General features: G+C 71.7%; 20 protein-coding genes and 1 pseudogene. 10 read left to right on the top strand and 11 right to left on the bottom strand.

All coding sequences use genetic code 11. From position 1 onward, the window contains the following. Positions 1-136 precede the first annotated feature (136 nt). The 6 genes and pseudogenes from AB0I79_RS61830 to AB0I79_RS61805 all read left to right on the top strand — a co-directional run bounded on the left by AB0I79_RS61830 (position 137) and on the right by AB0I79_RS61805 (position 5,146). Positions 137-994, top strand: coding sequence for a recombinase zinc beta ribbon domain-containing protein (locus tag AB0I79_RS61830; RefSeq protein WP_357895604.1), 858 nt, complete (start codon positions 137-139; stop codon positions 992-994). Between the two features lie 199 nt (positions 995-1,193). Then, on the top strand, positions 1,194-1,925 hold the full coding sequence (locus AB0I79_RS61825; RefSeq protein WP_357895601.1) for a MerR family DNA-binding transcriptional regulator: 732 nt from the start codon (positions 1,194-1,196) through the stop codon (positions 1,923-1,925). 182 nt (positions 1,926-2,107) lie between these two features. Next, complete coding sequence (locus AB0I79_RS61820; protein ID WP_357895597.1) at positions 2,108-2,893, top strand: DUF4158 domain-containing protein; 786 nt, start codon at positions 2,108-2,110, stop codon at positions 2,891-2,893. After that, a complete protein-coding gene (locus AB0I79_RS61815) occupies positions 2,779-3,669 on the top strand; it encodes a hypothetical protein (protein ID WP_357895594.1) in 891 nt (296 codons plus the stop codon). Before AB0I79_RS61820 ends, AB0I79_RS61815 begins: the two co-directional genes overlap by 115 nt. 158 nt (positions 3,670-3,827) lie before the next feature. Next, positions 3,828-5,008, top strand: a pseudogene (locus tag AB0I79_RS61810) (transposase); the annotation flags it as partial. A 15-nt stretch (positions 5,009-5,023) separates the two neighbouring features. Then, positions 5,024-5,146: a hypothetical protein gene (locus AB0I79_RS61805; protein WP_357895607.1), complete on the top strand. Its 123-nt coding sequence runs from the start codon at positions 5,024-5,026 to the stop codon at positions 5,144-5,146. Positions 5,147-5,174: 28 nt separating this feature from the next. Here AB0I79_RS61805 and AB0I79_RS61800 read toward each other — a convergent pair whose 3' ends face one another. The 4 genes from AB0I79_RS61800 to AB0I79_RS61785 are packed head-to-tail and all read right to left on the bottom strand — an operon-like array spanning position 5,175 to position 8,189. After that, positions 5,175-6,224 carry an NAD(P)/FAD-dependent oxidoreductase gene (locus tag AB0I79_RS61800; protein WP_357895591.1) on the bottom strand — a complete coding sequence of 350 codons (1,050 nt, stop codon included), beginning with the start codon at positions 6,222-6,224 and terminating at the stop codon, positions 5,175-5,177. After that, positions 6,221-7,114, bottom strand: coding sequence for a helix-turn-helix domain-containing protein (locus AB0I79_RS61795; protein WP_357895588.1), 894 nt, complete (start codon positions 7,112-7,114; stop codon positions 6,221-6,223). The genes AB0I79_RS61800 and AB0I79_RS61795 overlap by 4 nt, the downstream gene beginning before the upstream one ends. Beyond that, on the bottom strand, positions 7,072-7,791 hold the full coding sequence (locus tag AB0I79_RS61790) for a cation transporter (RefSeq protein WP_357895585.1): 720 nt from the start codon (positions 7,789-7,791) through the stop codon (positions 7,072-7,074). Before AB0I79_RS61790 ends, AB0I79_RS61795 begins: the two co-directional genes overlap by 43 nt. After that, the gene (locus tag AB0I79_RS61785) at positions 7,788-8,189 is read right to left on the bottom strand and encodes a metalloregulator ArsR/SmtB family transcription factor (protein WP_357895583.1); all 402 of its coding nucleotides are present in this window, start codon (positions 8,187-8,189) and stop codon (positions 7,788-7,790) included. The genes AB0I79_RS61790 and AB0I79_RS61785 overlap by 4 nt, the downstream gene beginning before the upstream one ends. 80 nt (positions 8,190-8,269) lie before the next feature. Between AB0I79_RS61785 and AB0I79_RS61780 the strand changes: the two genes are divergently transcribed. Continuing rightward, complete coding sequence (locus AB0I79_RS61780) at positions 8,270-8,944, top strand: class I SAM-dependent methyltransferase (RefSeq protein ID WP_357895580.1); 675 nt, start codon at positions 8,270-8,272, stop codon at positions 8,942-8,944. 141 nt (positions 8,945-9,085) lie between these two features. On the opposite strand, the gene AB0I79_RS61775 is transcribed toward AB0I79_RS61780, so the two are convergent. Then, positions 9,086-9,445 carry a metalloregulator ArsR/SmtB family transcription factor gene (locus tag AB0I79_RS61775; protein ID WP_357895577.1) on the bottom strand — a complete coding sequence of 120 codons (360 nt, stop codon included), beginning with the start codon at positions 9,443-9,445 and terminating at the stop codon, positions 9,086-9,088. A 147-nt stretch (positions 9,446-9,592) separates the two neighbouring features. On the opposite strand from AB0I79_RS61775, the gene AB0I79_RS61770 reads away from it, so the two are divergent. Beyond that, complete coding sequence (locus tag AB0I79_RS61770; RefSeq protein ID WP_357895574.1) at positions 9,593-10,324, top strand: thioredoxin domain-containing protein; 732 nt, start codon at positions 9,593-9,595, stop codon at positions 10,322-10,324. After that, positions 10,305-11,042 (top strand): vitamin K epoxide reductase family protein, encoded by a 738-nt coding sequence (locus AB0I79_RS61765; RefSeq protein WP_357895571.1) that lies wholly within the window; start codon positions 10,305-10,307, stop codon positions 11,040-11,042. Before AB0I79_RS61770 ends, AB0I79_RS61765 begins: the two co-directional genes overlap by 20 nt. 119 nt (positions 11,043-11,161) lie before the next feature. Here the strand turns inward: AB0I79_RS61765 and AB0I79_RS61760 are convergent, their stop codons facing one another. The 6 genes from AB0I79_RS61760 to AB0I79_RS61735 all read right to left on the bottom strand — a co-directional run bounded on the left by AB0I79_RS61760 (position 11,162) and on the right by AB0I79_RS61735 (position 16,732). After that, complete coding sequence (locus AB0I79_RS61760) at positions 11,162-11,839, bottom strand: hypothetical protein (RefSeq protein ID WP_357895569.1); 678 nt, start codon at positions 11,837-11,839, stop codon at positions 11,162-11,164. Positions 11,840-11,968: 129 nt separating this feature from the next. Continuing rightward, positions 11,969-12,457, bottom strand: coding sequence for an HXXEE domain-containing protein (locus tag AB0I79_RS61755; RefSeq protein ID WP_357895566.1), 489 nt, complete (start codon positions 12,455-12,457; stop codon positions 11,969-11,971). A 49-nt stretch (positions 12,458-12,506) separates the two neighbouring features. Next, on the bottom strand, positions 12,507-13,430 hold the full coding sequence (locus AB0I79_RS61750; protein WP_357895563.1) for a cation diffusion facilitator family transporter: 924 nt from the start codon (positions 13,428-13,430) through the stop codon (positions 12,507-12,509). Then, entirely contained in the window at positions 13,430-13,810 is a 381-nt protein-coding gene (locus AB0I79_RS61745; RefSeq protein ID WP_357895560.1) for a metalloregulator ArsR/SmtB family transcription factor, read from the bottom strand. The genes AB0I79_RS61750 and AB0I79_RS61745 overlap by 1 nt, the downstream gene beginning before the upstream one ends. A 652-nt stretch (positions 13,811-14,462) precedes the next feature. Further along, positions 14,463-15,203 (bottom strand): CPBP family glutamic-type intramembrane protease, encoded by a 741-nt coding sequence (locus AB0I79_RS61740; protein ID WP_357895557.1) that lies wholly within the window; start codon positions 15,201-15,203, stop codon positions 14,463-14,465. 125 nt (positions 15,204-15,328) lie between these two features. Beyond that, positions 15,329-16,732: a hypothetical protein gene (locus AB0I79_RS61735; protein WP_357895554.1), complete on the bottom strand. Its 1,404-nt coding sequence runs from the start codon at positions 16,730-16,732 to the stop codon at positions 15,329-15,331. 538 nt (positions 16,733-17,270) lie between these two features. Here AB0I79_RS61735 and AB0I79_RS61730 point away from each other — a divergent pair. Then, on the top strand, positions 17,271-17,630 hold the full coding sequence (locus tag AB0I79_RS61730; protein ID WP_357895551.1) for a metalloregulator ArsR/SmtB family transcription factor: 360 nt from the start codon (positions 17,271-17,273) through the stop codon (positions 17,628-17,630). Positions 17,631-18,235: the final 605 nt, after the last annotated feature.

Raw genomic sequence — 18,235 nt, 5'->3', positions numbered from 1 at the left:
GCTGGGCTTTAAAGCCCCGTGGGGCGTGGCTGAGCTGCAGGGGCTGACCCGCCGTATCAACGAGCCCACCCGGCCGCGGCCGCCGCCCGCGGGCGGCTGCCGCTGCCGGTCGGGTTCGTCTACGACACCGACCATCATGGGGACCAGCACGTGGTCATCGACCCGGACGAGGAGATCGCCACCGCGATCGCCGATGTGTTCGCCGTGTTCACCGCGACCGGGTCGGCCCTACGGGGTCGCCGGGGCGTTCGCCGGACGCCGCTTTCCGCGCCGCGCCTACGGCGGGGTGTGGGCCGGCCAGGTCCGCTGGGGGCGGCTCACCCACGCACGGGCCGCCGCGATCTTGCGCAACCCCGTCTATGCCGGCGCCTATGTTTACGGACGCCGCAAGTCCCGCCAGGTCGTGCACGCCGATGGCAGCGTCCACGCCACCGTGACCGAGCTGCCCCGCGAGCAGTGGGAGGTCCTGCTCCTGGATCACCATCGGGATTACCTGTCCTGGGAGCAGTACCTGGCCAACCAGGCGAAGCTGGTTGCCAACCGCACCAACGCCGGAGCCCGCCCGCCCCGCGAGGGCAGCGCGCTGTGTCAAGGAATCGTGCTGTGTGGTGGCTGCGGCCGGTCCATGCAGGTGCGCTACCAAGACCGGCTACCCCGCTACGAATGCAGCCATTCCCGCGCTGATCACGTTGCCACGCCGTGGTGCGGGTCGATCCGCGCCGACATCATCGATGTCGCGGTTGCCGAGGCGTTCTTGGCCGCGGCTGACGCCTGCCATCTGTCCCTGGCGCTGGCGGTGGCCGAGGAGGTCACCGCCCGCCATGCCCGCGGCCTGCCCGGCGCCGAGCTCGCCGTCGAACGCGCCCGCTATGCCGCGCAACGCGCCGAACGCGCGTTCGTGGCCTGCGAACCGGAGAACCGGCTGGTCGCTCGCACCCTGGAGGCCCGCGGGAGAGCGCGCTGGCCGACCTGGCCGAGGCCACCGCGATGCTGACCATGATCACCCAAGCCCAGCCCGCCGTCCCCGACCCCGGCCAGTTGGCCGCCGCCCTCACCCGACCTGCCCGCCCTTTGGCAAGCCACCACCACCAGCGACAAAGACCGCAAACGACTGCTGCGCACCATACTCGCCGACGTCACCATCACCGCCGACCACGACGACCCCACGCTCGTCCACCTCGGCCTGCGACAACGTGGCCCTGGCCGCCGCGCTGAACGCCGCCGGTCACCGGACCGGCACCGGCCAGCCCTTCGACGGCGTGGCCGCCGCGAACCTGCGGCACTACCACCACATTCCCTACCCCGGCCTGCTGCACGACGGTGAACTCACACCCCGCCAGGTCGCCACCCGCGTCGGCGTGTCGATCGGCACCATCCACTACTGGATCAACGCCGGATACCTGCCCGCGCCCCGTGGCCCCGCCAACCGATGGGCGATCCCATTCCCACCCGAGGTCGAAGCCGCCTGCATCGACCGGGCGTCCGGCTCCGCGCACCAGCACCGCGACCAGGACCATCACCCCCGCCAGCCCCACGAGCTGAGCGTCACCGAGGTCGCCCACCGGCTCGGCGTCAAACCCGACGTCGTCTACCACTGGACACAGTGGGGCCACCTACCGGCTCGCCGCGGCCTGGCCGGACGGTTGTGGAACAACTTCACTCCTGCTGTCGAGGAAACCTGCCTGCAGAAAATCGCCAGCTCACCCAAGCTCCCCGCCGACGTCAAAGCCCAAACCCAACAACGTCGGCAAGCCCTAAGCGGCGCCGTGATCAGAGTCAGGGCCGCTTACCGCTTTCAGTCTCTCGAGCAGAACGCCGAGGCTGGTCCCGCCGCGCTGAGGCTCTTGTGGCGGTGGCAAGTCGGCGATCGCGCCCACCAGGAGTGGTTCGTCCAGCAGGTCGGCGGTGAACGTCACGGGGGTTGAGCAGCATACGAACGAAATGTCGCGTTTGGCGGCCGTAGAGGCCCGGCTTAGCGTGGATGACCGTTCTGGCGTGTTTGACCTGCGGAAACACGCAGTTCACGGGGCCGCCTGAGCTGTTTGCGGATCACAATTTGATCTTGTGCCTGGTCCGCTCTGGTGGATGAGTCCTACTTTCTGGGCCCATGCCGGTTGAGTTCTTGAGCGATGATGAGGCGGCCGCGTACGGCCGTTACGTAGGGGCGCCGACGCGGGCCAAGTTGGAGAAGATGTTCTTCCTCGACGATGCGGACCGGAAGCTGATCGGGCGGCGCCGTGGCGATCAGCACCGGCTCGGGTTTGCCCTACAACTGACCACGGCCCGGTTCGTGGGCCGGTTCCTACCGGATCCGCTGGAGGTGCCGGCCGAGGTGATCGACTATCTGGCCGGTCAGCTCGGGGTGACGGACGTCTCGCAGATCAAGCAGTACACCGAGCGGCGCCAGACGCAGTTCGACCACCAGGACGAGATCAAGAAGGCGTACGGGCTGCGGGACTTCTCGGCGGTCGAGGCGGAGTTCACCGCGTGGGTGGATGCGCGGGCGTGGAACACCGGGGACGGCAAGAAGAGCATCTTCGTCGACGGGGTGAGCTGGCTGCGCACCAACAAGGTGCTGCTGCCGGGAGTGACCACGCTGACCCGGCTGATCGCCCGGGTGCGCGATGAGGCGACCGAGCGGCTGCATGAAGCGCTGTACGGAATCTTGTCGCCGCCCCAGCAGGCGATCCTGGCCCGGCTGCTGGAGGTGCCGGAAGGAGCGCGATCGTCGGATCTGGAGCGCTGGCGCAAGGGCCCGTCCGTGCCCTCGGGCGGAACATGGAGAAGGCGCTGGAGCGCGCCGGGGAGATCCTCAGCGTCGGCCTGGGCGCGATGGAGCTGCCGCCGGGAGTGCCGCACCGGAGGCTGGTGGACCTGGCCCGGTACGGGATGACCGCCACGGCGACCACGCTGCGCCGGCACGGCCCCTCGCGGCAGCTGGCCACGTTGCTGGCCACGGTCATCTACCTGGAGGGCAAGTCGGTCGACGACTGCCTGGACCTGCTCGATCTGCTGATGACGACCGAACCGATCGGCAAGGCCGAGACCGCCACCGACAAGGAGCGCGCCCGCCAGCACCCCAAGCTGGCCCGGCATTCGGCCACGCTCGCGGTCGCGGTGGAGACGCTGCTGGAGGTCACCGAGTACGGCGAGGAGTTGCGGCTGGAGCAGGTGTGGGAGGCGATCGATGCGATGGTGCCGCGCCGGGAGCTGAAGGAGGCGGTGGCCGCGGTGACCGGCATGGTGCCGCCGCCGGACGCCGACGCCGATGGGCAGATGCGGGCCCTGCTGGCCGAGCGGATCGCCACCGTGTCGGGGTTCCTCAAGATGCTGACTACGGTGATCGAGTTCGGGGCGAACGCCGAGGCGCAGCGGGTGCTGGCGGCGATGAAGACGCTGCCGCGGCTGCTGGACGGCCGCAAGAAGAAGGTGACCGAGGACGACATCGACGTCGCGCTGGTGAGCGGGTCGTGGAAGCGGCTGGTGCTCCGGGCCGGAGCGCACGGCAGCACGGTGGACAAGAACGCCTACACCATGTGCGTGCTGACTCAGTTCCACCGCCACCTCAAGCGGCGTGATGTCTATGCTGAGGCCTCGGCCCGCTGGCGGGATCCGCGCGGCCAGCTGCTGGACGGCGCGGGCTGGGCGGCGGCCAGGGGCCGGCGCTGACGGACCTGCAGTTGCCGGAGCATCCGGAGACGCTGCTGGCCGAGCACGCCTTGGTGCTGCATCTGGCGTTGCGGGATGTGGCCGCCCGGCTCGGCACCAATGGGGTGGACGTCACCGTCGATGAGGAGGGGCGGCTGCACGTGGCCAGGCTGAAGGCCATGCCGGAGTCGCCGTCGCTGGTGGATCTGCGCAAGCAGGTGGCCGCCATGCTGCCCCGGGTGGACCTGCCCGAGCTGCTGCTGGAGGTGATGGGCCGCGTCCCCGGATTCGAGGCGGCCTTCACCTCGGTGGCGGGCGGGGTGAGCAAGGTGGCCGACTTCAACGTCTCGGTGGCGGCCTGCCTGACCGCCAGTGCGCTGAACATCGGCTACGCGCCGGTGGTCAAGGCCGGCCCCGCGGCGCTGGAGCGCGCCCGGCTCAGCTATGTGGCCCAGAACTACTTGTCGGCCGAGACGTTCTCGATGGCCAACGCGCCGCTGATCGAGGAACAGGCGAAGATCGGTTTTGCCCGGCAGCTCGGCGGCGGCTTGGTCGCCGCGATCGACGGCATGCGGTTCGTGGTCCCGGTGCCGTCCATCTACACCCGGCCCAACCGGAAATTTTTCGGCGGCAAGAGGGGCCTGACCTGGCTCAATATGATCAATGATCAGGGCGCGGGGCTGGGCGCGAAGGTGGTCACCGGCACTGTCCGGGACTCGCTGCACATGATCGATGTGCTGTTTCGGCGTGATGGCGGGCAGCGGCCGGACATCATCGTGACCGACACCGGATCCTACAGCGACGTGGTCTTCGGACTCGTTCATCTGCTGGGCATGCAGTACCGGCCGACGCTGGCCGACCTCCCCGATCAGAAGGGCTGGCGGATCCAGGACGCCGACTACGGGCCGCTGGCACGCTTCGCCCGCGGCAAGATCGACCTGGCCAAGGTCAAACGGCACTGGGACGACATCCTGCGGGTGGTGGTGTCGATTTACACCGGCCGGATCCGCGCCTATGACGTGATGAGGATGCTGCAGCGCGACGGCAACCCCACCCCGCTCGGGGACGCGATCGCCGCCTACGGCCGCATTTCAAGACGCTCCACATCCTCACCTACGCGGTGGAGGAGCCGTACCGGCGCGACATCAAGGGCATCCGCAACCTGCAAGAATCCCGCCACGCCCTGGCCGGGAAGATCTTCCACGGCCGTAAGGGCGAGGTCTACCAGCGCTACTACAAGGGCATGGAGGACCAGCTCGGCGCCTTGGGCTTGGTGCTCAACTGCGTCACGCTGTGGAACACCTTCTACGTCGATAGGGCTCTGGGCCGTTTGCGGGAGGCGGGCTACCCGCTCGCGGAGGAGGATGTCGCCCGCTTGTCGCCGTTCGGTCGCCGGCACATCAACGTGATCGGCACCTACACCTTCGCGCTGCCCGACCTCGGCCCTGCCGGCGTGCGGGAGCTGCGTGACCCGGATGAACCCGACTGGGACGACTGACGCCGACCGGGCGGCCCGGTCGGCGTGGTTACCTGGGTCGTGACCTGGTGCGTTGAGCGGTGTACGTCTCGGCCACCAACGCGGCGTCCTCGCCCACCCAGCCGAGCAAGGCCGAGCCGCGATTGCGCTGGAAGGGCAGGCCGATGTAGGTGAGGCCGGGCACCGGGCTGATCCCGCCGGTGTGGCGGGGCAGACCGGCGGCCAGAGCACCGGGGATACGCAGCCAGCGGTAGTCGGGGCGGTAGCCGGTCGCCCAGATCACGCTTTGCGGGGCGAGGGTCTGGCCGGAGGCGGTGCGCAGCAGCGGGCCGCCGGCGGTGGCGCCGGTGGCAGTGACGCGGTCGACGATGCGCACACCGAGCCGGCGCAGGGCGCGCGGGCCCAGGCCGATGAGGGGATCGCGGTCGCGGACGAGGCGGCCCAGCCGGCTGGTAACCGGCGCGCGCACCAGGCCGAGCGCCTGCAGCCAGGTGAAGATGTCGGTGCCGCCGATGCGCTGGGGCAGGACCGGTTGCCGCGCGCCGAGGGCGAGGGTGACCGGCCGGGTCGCGGCGAGTTCGGCGGCGATCTGCACGCCGGAGTTGCCGCCGCCGACCACCAGGACCGGTCCGTCGGGAAGCTGGCCGGGGTTGCGGTAGTCGCTGCTGTGCAGCGCGACGATCTCAGGCGCGAGCCGCAACTGGGGGATGTGGGGTCGCTGGAACGGGCCGGTGGCGACCACGACGCCGTCGGCGATCACCACGCCGTGGTTCGTCACGGCTTCGAAGCGTCCGCCGGGGTCGCGGCGCAGCAGCGACACCGGGGTGTCGAGGTGGACGGGGAGCTGGAAGCGGGCCGCGTAGGTCTGCAGGTAGTCGGCTACCTCGTCCTTGCCGGGGTAACGATCCCCGCCGGGAAATGGCAGGCCGGGCAGCGCGCTCAGGCGGGCGGGGGTGAACAAGCGCAGGGAGTCCCACCGCTGCCGCCAGGACTCGCCTAGGCGGGAGTGGGCCTCCAGCAGCATCACCTCGTGTCCGGCCAGGCGCAGCTCGCGGCAGGCCGCGAGCCCTGCCTGACCGGCGCCGATCACGATAATCACGTGAGCGAGCCTGGCGCGCCCACGGGCCGGCTGGCTTGAACGAACCTGCTATCGATGCTGCTTCGGTGCTGCTGGGCGGGGGTGATCCAGTGCACACCGGCGGCCAGCGCGGAGGGCGCGTCACCCATCATGGTGCGGACCGTCCGGGTCATGTGGGCGGCGTCGGCGAACCCGGCCGCGTGCGCGGCCTCGGTCAGCGAGGCGCCGCACGACAGTGCGGACAACGCCGCGCGTAGCCTGGCCCACAGCACGTAGGGCCGGAACGGCAGCCCGAGCTCCTCCCGGAACACGTGGCTGAGCCTGCTCTCGGACAGGTGCGCGGCGGCGGCCACCGCGGCGAGCCGCACCGGTCCTGGCAGGGTTTCGTCGATGATCCGCAGCGCCTGGCAGAGCCCGGGGTGCGTGGGAGGTCGTGGTGGCGTCCCCACCAGTTCGTCGACCAGTGCCGCCAATGTGGGCAGGTCGCGGTGGGCCGGCGGGCGGGCGTCGATGCGCCAGCAGGCCGCCGAACCGACCGCTGTACCGGCCGCCTGGCGAGGACGCAACCGTCCCGTCTGGGCCGGGTCTATCAGGGCGAGCAGCCCGTCGGCCGTGCCGCCTGCGATCGCGTGCGGCGTGTTGGCCGGGATGAGCGCGGCCGACATGGCGTGCTCGGCCCCGTCCGCGCCCCGCAGGACCAGTCCTTCGCCGATCAGGAGTTGCGCGGCGTAGTGGGCGTGCAGCGCGCCCGCGCCGATCCGGCCGCCGTAGTAGAGCCGGCCGGCGGTGATCGCCGCCCATCCGCGCCGGCGCGGCGTTGACTGGCCCGGCGGTGCCGAACCCGTGACGGGCGGCAACTTTCGGCTCGTCACCGCTGCGGCGTGGCGGGCGAGCAGCAGCCGTCCGAACACCCGCCGGAATTCTCATCAGGGGCGCTGAGCGAGGTGGCGGCGGGTACCGCGCAGCAGGCGTCCCCGCGCCAGGCTTCGCGGCCTTCCTTGACCGCGACGGCGGCGATGACCAGGGCGGCGATCGGGTCGGCCCAGGACCAGCCGAACAGGCTGTTGAGCGCCAGCCCGACCAGCAGCACCGCCGACAGGTAGGTGCACAGCAGCGTCTGCTTGGAGTCGGCCACCGCGCTGGCGGAGCCGAGTTCGCGGCCGGCCCGGCGCTGGGCGTACGACAGGAACGGCATGATCAGCAAGGACAGGGCGGCCAGGATGAGGCCGGGGGTGGAGTGTTCGGCTTCGCCGGCGCCGAGCAGGGCGCGGACGGCGTCGAAGGTGACGTAGGCGGCCAGCGCGAAGAAGGAGATCGCGATGACGCGCAGCGCGGTCTTCTCCCGGCGTTCGTGGTCGGCGGCGGAGAACTGCCAGGCCACCGCCGCCGCGGAGGCCACCTCGACGATGGAGTCCAGGCCGAACCCGATGAGGGCGGCGGAGGAGGCGATGGCGCCGGCGGTGATGGCCACGGCGGCTTCGATCACGTTGTAGGTGATGGTGGCGGCCACCAGCAGCCGGATGCGGCGCTGCAGCACCGTGCGCCGGGCCGGGGACGGGCCGAGGCCGGACATGTTGATCGCGCTCATGCCACCACCTCGCCCGCGGGCTGCGCACCGTCCGGGCCGGCGGCGCCGGGGGCGGGGCAGAGCGTGACCGCGTGCCCGGTGGCAGCCAGCAGCTGCTCGGCCGAGGCCAGCAGGTCCATCAGCTCCGGCCGGGTCAGGGAGTAGAACGACTGGCGGCCTTCGGCGCGGTAGTCGACCAGGTCGCAGTCGCGCAGGCAGGCCAGGTGCTTGGAGACGGTGGACTGGGCCAGGCCGAGCTCGGCGACCAGGTCCACCACGCGCGCCTCGCCCCGCGCGAGGCGTTGCACGATGCGCAGCCGGTTCTCATCGGACAGGGAGTGGAACAGCGCGGCCGCCGGGGGGATGCCGGCGGCGATGTCGGCGCTGACACAGGAGCCAGCATCACTATCAATCGCCATATGACGATGATAGCCCGATTTTGTCATATCAGCACAAGAGGGGGCGGTAGAGGGCGTTTGCGCGCTACGCTCATCTCCTGATGATCCAGACGCTGCCGCGCGTGATCGCCGAACCGCCGGGCAAACCCGCGCCCAACGGCCGCGCCAAGCTGCAGCAGCTCGCCCGCCAGATCGCCACCCACCCGGCGGCGTGGAACGCCGGGCTCACCGCCGTGGTGCGGGAGCTGTTCGATCAGCTGGCGGCCGTCTGGGACACCGAGCACGCCACCGGCCGCACCGACTTCCTCACCGACGCGCTGGCCCGCGGCGGGCCGTGGCCGTCCGGCACCTGCCTGGAGCTCGGTTCCGGCACCGGCCAGTACACCCCCGTGCTGTCCGGCACGTTCAACCGGGTGATCGCGCTGAACCTGGCCCGCGAGATGCTCACCCGCGCCCCCGCCCACCCCGCCGCGCGCATCCAGGCCGACGCCGCCCGCCTGCCACTGGCCGATGCCTCGATCAGCGCGGTGGCCTGCGTGGACGTGCTGCTGTTCGCCCGCGAGATCACCCGCGTGCTGGCCGCCGGCGGTGTGCTGATCTGGGCCAACCAGCTCGCCTGCGACGGGCCGCTGTTCCTGGACACCGCCACGGTCATCACCGCCCTCAACAGCGCCGACGGTGGCAACGATGGTGGTGCCGAGGACGGCTGGAGCGCGGTGCAGGCCGAGGCCGGCTGGGGCAACTGGGCCGTGCTGCGCCGCACCGGCAGACCCTGATCCAAGGGCCGGGCGGCTGCCGGGCGGCTGACGCGCGATGGACGATGCGAACGCCGCCGTCACTGACCAGCATGGCCGGAAAGGGGGGCGTCAGCGTACCGGCCCCGGGCGCCGTTCGGGCGGGCGCGCGATGACCTGCGCTCAGGGCGATGCCGGGGCGGCAGTCCCCATCAGGACGGCCAGCAGGCCGCGGCCGGCGTCGGTCAGCGCGTAGATGACCAGCTTGCCCTCACGCCGCGAGGCGGCGAGCCCGGCGGCGCGCAGCACCCGCAGGTGATGGGAGACCAGGTTCTGCGCCAGGCCACACACCCAGGCCAGATCGCACACGCACAGCTCGCCCCCGGCGCGCAGGGCCAGCGCGATGCGCAACCTGGTCTCATCGGCCAGCGCCTTGGCCCGCTCGGCGGGCGCGGCCAGGCCGGCGGCCTGCGGCAGCTGGGCGCGGACCGCCTCGGCACGCGGTAGGTCCAGGCACAGCAGCTCGCATCGATCCTCACGCATCCGCATCACGGTAACAGCGCGCCAAAGACGGCTCGTGCCCGGGTCGGGACCCGAGCCCACCGGCCGGTACCCTCCAAGGACACATCGACATATCAACGTTCATTGCATTGTTCGTAGCCCGTCCGGTGATGACAAGGGGAGAGGCCGGTGCCGGAAAACACCGACCGCACGCAGGCGCGACGCGCCAAGGTCGCGCAACTGCGCGAGCAGGATGAGGCCGCCCGCGCGCGGCGCAGGAACCTGACGGTGACGCTGACGGTGATCGGCGTGTTCGTCGTCGTGGCCGCCGCGATGTTCGCCGCGATCCGGCTGAGCGGCCCCGATCAGCAGCCGGTCGCGGCCGGCGAGTCGCAATACGTGCGCGCCGACAGCCACAAGCTGCAGACCGCCGCCGACGGCAAGGTTACGCTGGTGGAATTCCTCGACTTCGAGTGCGAAGCCTGCCGGGCCGCCTTCCCGGTCGTGGAGGGCCTGCGCAAGCAGTACGCCGGGAAGGTCACCTTCGTGGCCCGCTACTTCCCGCTGCCCGGCCACTTCAACGCCGAACGCGCCGCCCGCGCCGTCGAGGCCGCCGCGGCGCAGGGCAAGTTCGAGGCGATGTACCAGCGCATGTACGAAACCCAGACGCAGTGGGGGGAGAAGCAGGTCCCGGCCGACGACGTCTTCCGCGGCTTCGCCCGCGACCTGGGACTGGACATGGCCGCCTGGGAGAAGGCCTACAACGACCCGGCAACGCTGGAGCGGATCAACAAGGACGTCGCCGACGGGCAGGCGCTCGGCGTGACCGGAACGCCGACGTTCTTCCTCGACGGCGAGCGCCTGCAGCCCCAATCCGAAGCCGACTTCAAGGCGGCCATCGATGCGGCACTCGCCGGCTGACGCCCCGCACCCGGCGAGCACCCCTGCAGCCACCACCAGCCCCGCGGCCGCCCCCGCGGCCGCCCCCGCGGCCGCCGTCGAGGCCGCCGTCGAGGCCTCCGGTGCTGCGCCGGTCGTCTCCGGCCCGGGCGGGCCGTTCCCACGCCTGCTGGCCTGGCTGCTGACGCTGGGCAGCGGCATCGGCCTGCTGGCCGCCTTCACCCTGACGGTGGAGAAGATCGCCCTGCTGCGCGACCCGGCCTACGTGCCGACCTGCAGCCTCAACCCGGTGCTGTCATGCGGATCGGTGATGTCCACCCCGCAGGCCGAGGCGTTCGGCGTGCCCAACCCGCTGCTCGGCGTAGCCGGCTTCGCCGTCGTGGCCACCGTCGGCGTGGCGCTGCTCGGCGGCGCCCGCCTGCCGCGCTGGTTCTGGCTGGGCCTGCAGGCCGGCGTCACCTTCGGCGCGGTCTTCGTGCACTGGCTGATCTACCAGAGCCTGCAGGTGATCGGCGCGCTGTGCCCGTACTGCATGGCCGTGTGGGCCGTCACCATCCCGGTGTTCTGGTACGTCACCTTGCACAACCTCCACCAGCGCCACCTGCCCGCCCCCGCCCGTGCCCGCCGGGCGATCCAGGCGCTGACCGGCCTGCACGCGGTGCCGCTCACCGTCTGGTTCCTGACCCTCATCGCGCTCATCGGCGTGCGGTTCTGGTCCTACTGGAGCACCCTGCTGTAGCCGCCACCAGGCGTGGCGCACCGCAGGCCAGGTGCTCGGGCCTGCGGTGCGCCACGCTCGTGCCGATGTCCTCGTGGCTGCCGGGCATCGGCGCTGCCGAGCATCGGCGCTGCCGGGCATCAGCGGGCATGCGAGACCCGGCGCCGGCGCCTGAGCACCACCACAGCGGCGATCACGGCGGCGATCACGGCGGCCGCGCCGAGGGGCACGGTCGCGGCCGTCCACCCCCGATCACGGTCACGTGCGGCCGATGACCCGGATCGGGTCTGAGCGGCGGACGGGAGGTGGCCGCCCACGGCCGTGGGAGTGCCCAGCGCCGCGACCAGCTCCGCGTCCGCGTGGTGTGCCCCGCCGGAGCCGGGGGCGCCGTCGATCTGCAGGGGGCCTGTGCCCGGGGCGATCGGCATGTTGCCGGCGCACGCGGATGAGGACAGGGTGACCCCCGGCAAGGCGGTGCCGGCGTGGTGGGACGTGGCGAAGACGAGATAGCGCATGCCGGTGGTGAAGGCGTATCCGCACGAAGCGCTGTCGGTGCTGGTGGCGAGCGTGAACTCGGCGGCGGCCTGGCCCTTGTAGACGTTGTCGGCCCGGAAGACGTAGACGGCCCTGGCCGACGGAGCGGAGGAACGGATCTCACCTCCGTGTCCGGCGATCACCGTGCCGGTGAACACGGCATCGGCGTGCTCGACTGCTTGACGCGGGGACATCTGGGCGCACTTACACGCATGGGCGGCAGTGGAGGTGCCGGTCACCAGGGCGGCGACGAAGGCGAAGAGGGCGAGCAGGCGGAGCGTCATGCTCCTGGAAACGTGTGGTGCATCGAGGATGGTTCATCGTCGGTGGCCGCACGCGACCAGCAGGTGGCTCCTTCGCCGCGGTCACCGTCTTCCCTGGCCGGCCGGCAACTGCCGGTCCCAGCCGCAGGGCTAGAGGAACAAGAACCCGATGGCGGCGGCCGCGATGAGCGTGCCGGCGATGAGGGCCCCGGCGATCTGGCGGGTGCTGGCGTGGTGGTGGCGGCGCAGCCAGGTCAGGTAGTAGGCGGTGGCGGGCAGCGACACGGTGGCGGCGGTGACCGCGCCGGGTGAGTAGTCGCCCAGGGCGATCCAGGTGGTCAGGTGGAACAGGGCGTTGACGGCGAACTGCCACTGCAAGGCCGTGGCCGCCACCACCCAGGCGCTGCGGCCGGAGCGGGCGGCCTGCCAGGAGCAGGCCAGCACCAGCAGCATGAGCGGGATGTGGTAGGCGGCGAAGGTGCCGGTGGTCTCGGGGCCGAAGTGGCGGGTGGCCCAGGCGGCGAAGCCGGGCAACTCCTCCAGGGTGTGCAGCACGTACACGCCGAACGGCAGCAGGAACGGCCAGGCGGCGTGCGCCTCGGCAACGACGGGCAGGCGGGCGGCGCGGGCAGCGGGCATCACGATCTCCAGGTGGATGAGCAGGGGAAAGGCAGATGCGGGGACGAGGTCACCAGCCGAGTTCGTCGCAGCCGTTGTGGTCGGCCGGCTCGACCTGCAGCGTCGCGTGGGCCACGCCGTGGCGGTGCCGCAGCAGGTCGCGGGCCTGGTCCAGGATGGCGTGGTTGTCGCCCTGGTCGCCGGTGACCAGGTGGGCGGTGGCCACGTTCATGCCGGACGTGAGCGTCCACAGGTGCAGGTCGTGCACATCGCGCACGCCCTCGATGGCGGCCAGGTCGGCGGCGACCGCAGTCGGGTCGATGCCCTCGGGAACGTGCTGGCCCAGCACGGCGAAGACCTGACGGCCGAGCGAGACCGCCCGCACGGCGACGAAGACACCGATGGCCAGGGCGATCACGGTGTCCCAGAACGGCTGCCCGGTCGCGGCGACCAGCCAGCCGGCCGCGATGACGCCCACGGAGCCGGCCGTGTCGGCCACGACTTCCAGGTAGGCGCCCTTGACGTTGAGGCTCTCGCCCGCGCCCGCGCGCAGCAGGAACAGCGCGACCAGGTTGACGGCCAGGCCGATCGCGCCGACGATCAGCATCGGCCCGGTGGAGACCTCGGCGGGCCCGCCGATGCGGCCGATCGCCTCGATCACCACGTACAGCGCGACGGCCAGCATGAGCACGACCGCCAGCAGCGAGGCGAACACCTCGGCCCGGTAGGAGCCGTAGCTGCGGCGGCCGGTGGTGTCGAGGCGGGTGGCGATCCTGGTGGCGATCAGCGCCGCGCCGAGGGTGACCACATCGGCGGCCATGTGGCCGGCGTCCGACAGCAGCGCCAGCGAGCCCGACAGCAGGCCAAAGACCAGCTCGACCACGAAGAAGGCGCCGATGAGGGCGAAGGAGACGGCAAGGCGCCACCGGTGCCGCCCGCCCGCGTGACCCTGGGCGGGGCCGTGCCCGTGCCCGTGACCGTGGCCGACGCCCATCAGGTGCCTCCCTCGCGCTCGGGGTGCAGCGCCTCGGTGTGCTCGGTGTGCGCGAGGGCCAGGTCGAGCAGCATCCGGACGTGCGGGTCCTCCAGCCGGTAGTACGCCATGCGGCCCGAGCGGCGGGCGGCCACGATGCGGTGGGCGCGCAGCAGCCGCAGGGCGTGGGAGACGGCCGACTCGCTTTGCCCGGTCACCGCGGCCAGGTCGCACACGCACAGCTCGCCGTCCAGCAGCGCCACCAGCAGGCGCAGCCGGTTGGGGTCGGACAGCAGGCCGAATACGTCGGCGGTGTCGGCCAGGTCGTCGGCGGGCGGCATCCGCTCCCGCACGGCGGCGACCCGGTCGGCGTCGACCACCCGGACGGTACAGCCATCCATCGCCAAAACCCTGTCATCTGAAGATCTGTTCATATGAGCAAGATAGTGGGATGTCGGGTTGAGGTGTCAAGACCCCTTTGCGCTCAGGGACGCCAGTTGCGCCGGGAGATGTCCTACAGGGCGGCGACGAGGCGATCCACGTCGTCGGCGGAGGTGCACAGCCGGGGTGATGCGGACGGCGTCTCCGCCCGCCATGCCTGTGCAGCTGCAGCGTGCCGGGGCCGATCTGCACGATCTGGAACAGCTCCAGTCCGCGCACCGTCCCCAGCAGCGTGGCCAGCGACAGCGGCGCCAGCATGACCGGCGTGCCGTCGGGGCTGGGGAAGGTGAGCAGGCCAGCGCCGCGGCCCTGAACACGCAGCGCCGGGCCAGGGGTGCCGGAAGGCACGGATCCGGCCGCATCATCACAGCGTCGCCCAGGTCGTAGCGCAGGATCGGCTGGACGCGATTGGCCAGGTTGATCAACAGCATCGTCTGGGAGACCTCGCGGACGGCACACCGGCCGAAAGCGCTCATCGGCGGATTCGAGGATGGCCCAGTCGGCATTGACGTGGAGCCAGCCTGCGGTGCAGCGGTGACTGAGGAAGGGGCATTCGTTGGCAGCCGCGCAGTGTGGGTGTGGGCCGCCCTGCCCGACGACGCGATCAGCGGCTCAGACCAGCGCGCCGGCCAGCAGGAAGATCGCGGTTCCGTGGGCGAGTGCGGCCGCGATGACGCCGGAGCGCAGGCGCAGGAAGGCGCAGATCAGTCCTTCGTAGAGGGTGAAGGCCAGCAGGGGCCAGCCGAGGTCGGTCACGGTCGAGGCCAGGAAGGCGTGGCAGGCGGCGAACAGCAGGGCCGACAGCAACGCCGCACGAACGGCTCCGGCGTGCTGCTCCAGCCGGCCCTGCAGGAAGCCGCGAAAGAGCACCTCCTCGGCGAGGTTGCCCGCCATGCTGAACAGCAGCAGCACCGGCAGCAGCGTGACCGCGACCGCGCCGCCCCGCGCCGGCAGCGGTGTCGACAGCGACAGCAGCAACGCCGGAGCGGCGGCCAGCACGCCACCGCCGATGCCCCCGGCGAGGGTGACCGGGGTGAAGCGGCCCCAGCGCACCAGCGAGCGCAGCCCGCCGTCAGCGCGCAGCACGGCGACGGTCAGCGCCACCGTGCCAAGGGCGAACAGCAACAGGATGGGCGCCTGGTCGGTGAAGCGCAGCCACGGCATGCCTCCTGCGGCGCCCAGGCGCCAGAATCCGAGGGGGGTCATCGCATCCCTGATCAAGATGAAGCCGAAGATGAGGGTCAGGATGCGCAGCAGCGGGTCGCGTTCGGCGCGCGCGAGTGCGAAGCTTGCGCCGATCAGCAGCAGGCCGGGCAGGATCCGGACGCTGTAGGCCAGGAGGTCGGACAGCACGAAGGCGTCTCCGTTCGGTGGGAGGGGAGGCGGGGAAGGGCGGGTGATGGGCCCGCCCTTCCATCCGAGCCGTGGGGAATGACAGTGTTGGGCTGCCATGGCTTCGCTGGTGTGGCGTGTGGTGGTCAGGGGCCTGCGGAGCGGGCCGGGTCTCTGCCGGTGGCGGGCAGCGGGATGACGGCGCGTACCTTGCCGCCCGCGCTGTGCTGGACCGGCTCGGCGGCGCGTTCGAGGCGCACGTGCCCGAGACCGTGGCGGGACAGCAGGTCGCGCATGCGGGTCTCGATCTGACGCCAGAGGGTCTCGGGGTCGGCGCCGGGGGCGGGGTGCAGCCGGACGCGTAGCGAGGTGGGCGCGGTGTGGACGATCTGGAACAGCTCCAGGCCGGGCACCGCTTCCAGCAGGGTGGCCAGCGGCAGCGGGGCGAGGGTGACCGGCGCCTGTTCCCCCGCCGGGCCGGGGCCGGGGAAGGTGAGCAGGTCGGCGGCGCGGCCCTGGACGCGGACGGCCGGGCCGGGTTGGCCACACGGGCACGGATCGGGCCGGAGCAGGACGCTGTCGCCGAGGTCGTAGCGCAGGATCGGCTGCACGTGGTTGGCCAGGTTGGTCAGCAGCACGGTGTGCGAGGGCTCGCCCGGCGGCACCGGCCGGTACTGCTCGTCGACGGGTTCGAGGATGGCCCAGTCGGCGTTGAGGTGCATCCAGTTCTGCGCGCAGCCGTAGGACAGGAACGGGCACTCGTTGCAGGCGTAGCTGGTGCGCACCTTCGCCCCCAGCGCGGCCGCGATGCGCGCGTACTCGCTCGTGGGCAGGCCTTCGGCGGTGAGCATCACCAGAGCGGGGTCGATGTGCAGCCGTCCGGCTTCGGCCTCGCCGGCCAGCAGCGCGCCGATGCTGGCGTAGGGGGCGAGCACCGCCGGGCGGAAGGCGTTGAGCTCGGCCACCAGGTCGGCCAGCGGCTGGTGCACGCTGAAGGCGGCGACGCGGGAGCGGCCGCGCAGCCGGGCGGCGGCCACGGTGGAGGCGAAATGCCCGCCCTCGGGTATCACCAGCGCCATCCGGGCGCCCCCGCGCGCAATGCGGGCCATGTCCCGCACGCTCAGCCAGCCGGCCAGCATCCGCGCCATCATCGCGGAGGTCACCGCGGCCGGGCGGGCGTCTTGCAGGAAGATGCCGTGCGTGCCGGTGGTGCCGGAGGTGGTGGACAGCGTGTAGCGGCCGGCGAACGGCTGGCCGATGCGCGCCGGGTCGTCGGCGAAGGCCCGTGCCTGGGCCAGGGTGACGGCCGGGTCGGTGACCCAGTCGTCGAAGGCGGCCATCAGCTCGCGCTTGCAGGTGGGTGGCAGCAGGGCCAGGTCGGCCACTACGGCCGGCAGGTCCCGGTACAGGTGGCGGTAGTAGGGGGAGCGGGTACGCGCCCAGGCCACGAGCTCGCTGAGGCGGGCCCGCTGCCGGGCGGCCATCGCCGGCTCGCCGCCCGCCTTGGCGGAGCGGGCGTCGGCCAGCAGCCGCAACGTCGAGGTGTTCATGGTGGGGTGGTGTCCCTTCTGACTGGCGGCGCCGCGGGCGCCGCCGCTGGTGGGTGATGGGGCCGAGCGCGGCGCGACAGGGCACGGCGCAACAGGGCACGGCCCGGCAGGAGTCACGGCGTCGGCGGCCGGCGATTACCAGAGCGCGGGCCGGGTGGCGCTGCGCTCGATGGCCCGAGGCAGGCGGTGAACGCGGGCAGAGGCAGCAGCGCGCACGGTGAGCAGCGCGCGGATCAGCAGTGGGCGCGGCAGCGTGGTGGAAGCCAAGCGGAGGAGTCCTTCCCGGGCGGTGGACGACCCGGCCGGGCATCCGCGAGGGGGCTCGGCCAGGCATGACTGCGTGGCCGAAGGTCTCGCCCACCGGCCGATGACCGGTCCCCGCCGCCGGAGAACGCGAGGTTCTCAGCGTGTCGACGTGCGGGCGTTGCGGACTACTCCCCTTCGGAGTGCCCCTAATCTCCCACACGTTTCGGAAATCGCGCAAGTATCGAAACATAGGGTGAGGGGCAGGCCGTCGCCGGGAGACAATGGACAGACGATGTCGACCTCCCCCGCACCGGGTTCACCCGGCGCCGAGCACCCACCGCCGACCCCCGCGCAGCTGAGGGCGGCGGCCGAGACGTTCGCCCTGCTGGCCAGTCCGGTACGGCTGCACCTGATGTGGCTGATCACCCACGGTTCCTACAACGTCAGCACGCTGGCCACGCACGCGGGCATCAGCATCGCCACGGTCTCCCAGCACCTGGCCAAGCTCCGCCTGGCCGGCCTGATCACCGCACACCGCGACGGCCGCCGGACGCTGTACGCGGTGGAGGACCCACATGTGATCACGCTGATCGGCCAGATCTTCGATCACATCGCCCCCGACGGAAGCCTGGCACCCGATCCTCCCCGGTAGCCTGCACCGGCCGCAGTTGACCCGCGCCGGGCGTGGCCCGCTGAATCAGCGCCGGGTCACAGGTCCTCGATAGGTAGCGGTCGTCGGTGTGGCCGCGAGCCGCCGCGCGATGGTCCTGCTTGGCATCAGCCCGTGCGGAACTGCAGGCGTCGCGGCGATGGTTATCTTGGGTTGTTGACCTCTTCCAGCAGGTCAGAGCCATATGATCTTGTCGGGCACGTAGGCACGTTGGCCGACCTTGAAGGCATAGTGCGTCCATGGCCCATCCCCGGTGCCCGCCCACCACTGCGAAGAGAGCAGGAGGCCGAGATCCGCACTGGAGGATGTCGCGGCGGACCGGCACGCCGCTGACCTGCGCGCACCATGACGGGCCACACCGATCCGGTCTGGGCGGTGGCGTGCACGATGCTGGACGGCCGCCCGGTCGCCGTCACCGAGGTAGCCGCTCTCCGGGGCCGCTGGACCACGCACCTGCCATAGCCTGGGCACCGTTCCAGCGGCTGGGCCCTCGTCCTCGTGGGACCAGGGCCTTCGCGGGCGAGGTCAGCGGGTGGCGGCGTGGGCGGCGAGGATCTGCCGGACGACTGTGTCGGTACGGGACATCA

This window comes from Nonomuraea sp. NPDC050202 (assembly GCF_040656115.1).
In the GTDB taxonomy this organism is placed as follows: domain Bacteria; phylum Actinomycetota; class Actinomycetes; order Streptosporangiales; family Streptosporangiaceae; genus Nonomuraea.
Note: the sequence above shows the minus strand (reverse complement) of the source record. Positions and strands in the feature narration are given on the sequence as shown.

Coding starts and splice junctions, on each gene's coding strand:
- AB0I79_RS61815 (WP_357895594.1), top strand. CDS start 2,779: ATGGAGAAGGCGCTGGAGCGCGCCGGGGAGATCCTCAGCGTCGGCCTG.
- AB0I79_RS61780 (WP_357895580.1), top strand. CDS start 8,270: ATGATCCAGACGCTGCCGCGCGTGATCGCCGAACCGCCGGGCAAACCC.
- AB0I79_RS61735 (WP_357895554.1), bottom strand. CDS start 16,732: ATGAACACCTCGACGTTGCGGCTGCTGGCCGACGCCCGCTCCGCCAAG.
- AB0I79_RS61745 (WP_357895560.1), bottom strand. CDS start 13,810: ATGGATGGCTGTACCGTCCGGGTGGTCGACGCCGACCGGGTCGCCGCC.
- AB0I79_RS61755 (WP_357895566.1), bottom strand. CDS start 12,457: ATGCCCGCTGCCCGCGCCGCCCGCCTGCCCGTCGTTGCCGAGGCGCAC.
- AB0I79_RS61790 (WP_357895585.1), bottom strand. CDS start 7,791: ATGAGCGCGATCAACATGTCCGGCCTCGGCCCGTCCCCGGCCCGGCGC.
- AB0I79_RS61750 (WP_357895563.1), bottom strand. CDS start 13,430: ATGGGCGTCGGCCACGGTCACGGGCACGGGCACGGCCCCGCCCAGGGT.
- AB0I79_RS61830 (WP_357895604.1), top strand. CDS start 137: ATGGGGACCAGCACGTGGTCATCGACCCGGACGAGGAGATCGCCACCG.
- AB0I79_RS61765 (WP_357895571.1), top strand. CDS start 10,305: ATGCGGCACTCGCCGGCTGACGCCCCGCACCCGGCGAGCACCCCTGCA.
- AB0I79_RS61775 (WP_357895577.1), bottom strand. CDS start 9,445: ATGCGTGAGGATCGATGCGAGCTGCTGTGCCTGGACCTACCGCGTGCC.
- AB0I79_RS61785 (WP_357895583.1), bottom strand. CDS start 8,189: ATGGCGATTGATAGTGATGCTGGCTCCTGTGTCAGCGCCGACATCGCC.
- AB0I79_RS61730 (WP_357895551.1), top strand. CDS start 17,271: ATGTCGACCTCCCCCGCACCGGGTTCACCCGGCGCCGAGCACCCACCG.
- AB0I79_RS61820 (WP_357895597.1), top strand. CDS start 2,108: ATGCCGGTTGAGTTCTTGAGCGATGATGAGGCGGCCGCGTACGGCCGT.
- AB0I79_RS61760 (WP_357895569.1), bottom strand. CDS start 11,839: ATGACGCTCCGCCTGCTCGCCCTCTTCGCCTTCGTCGCCGCCCTGGTG.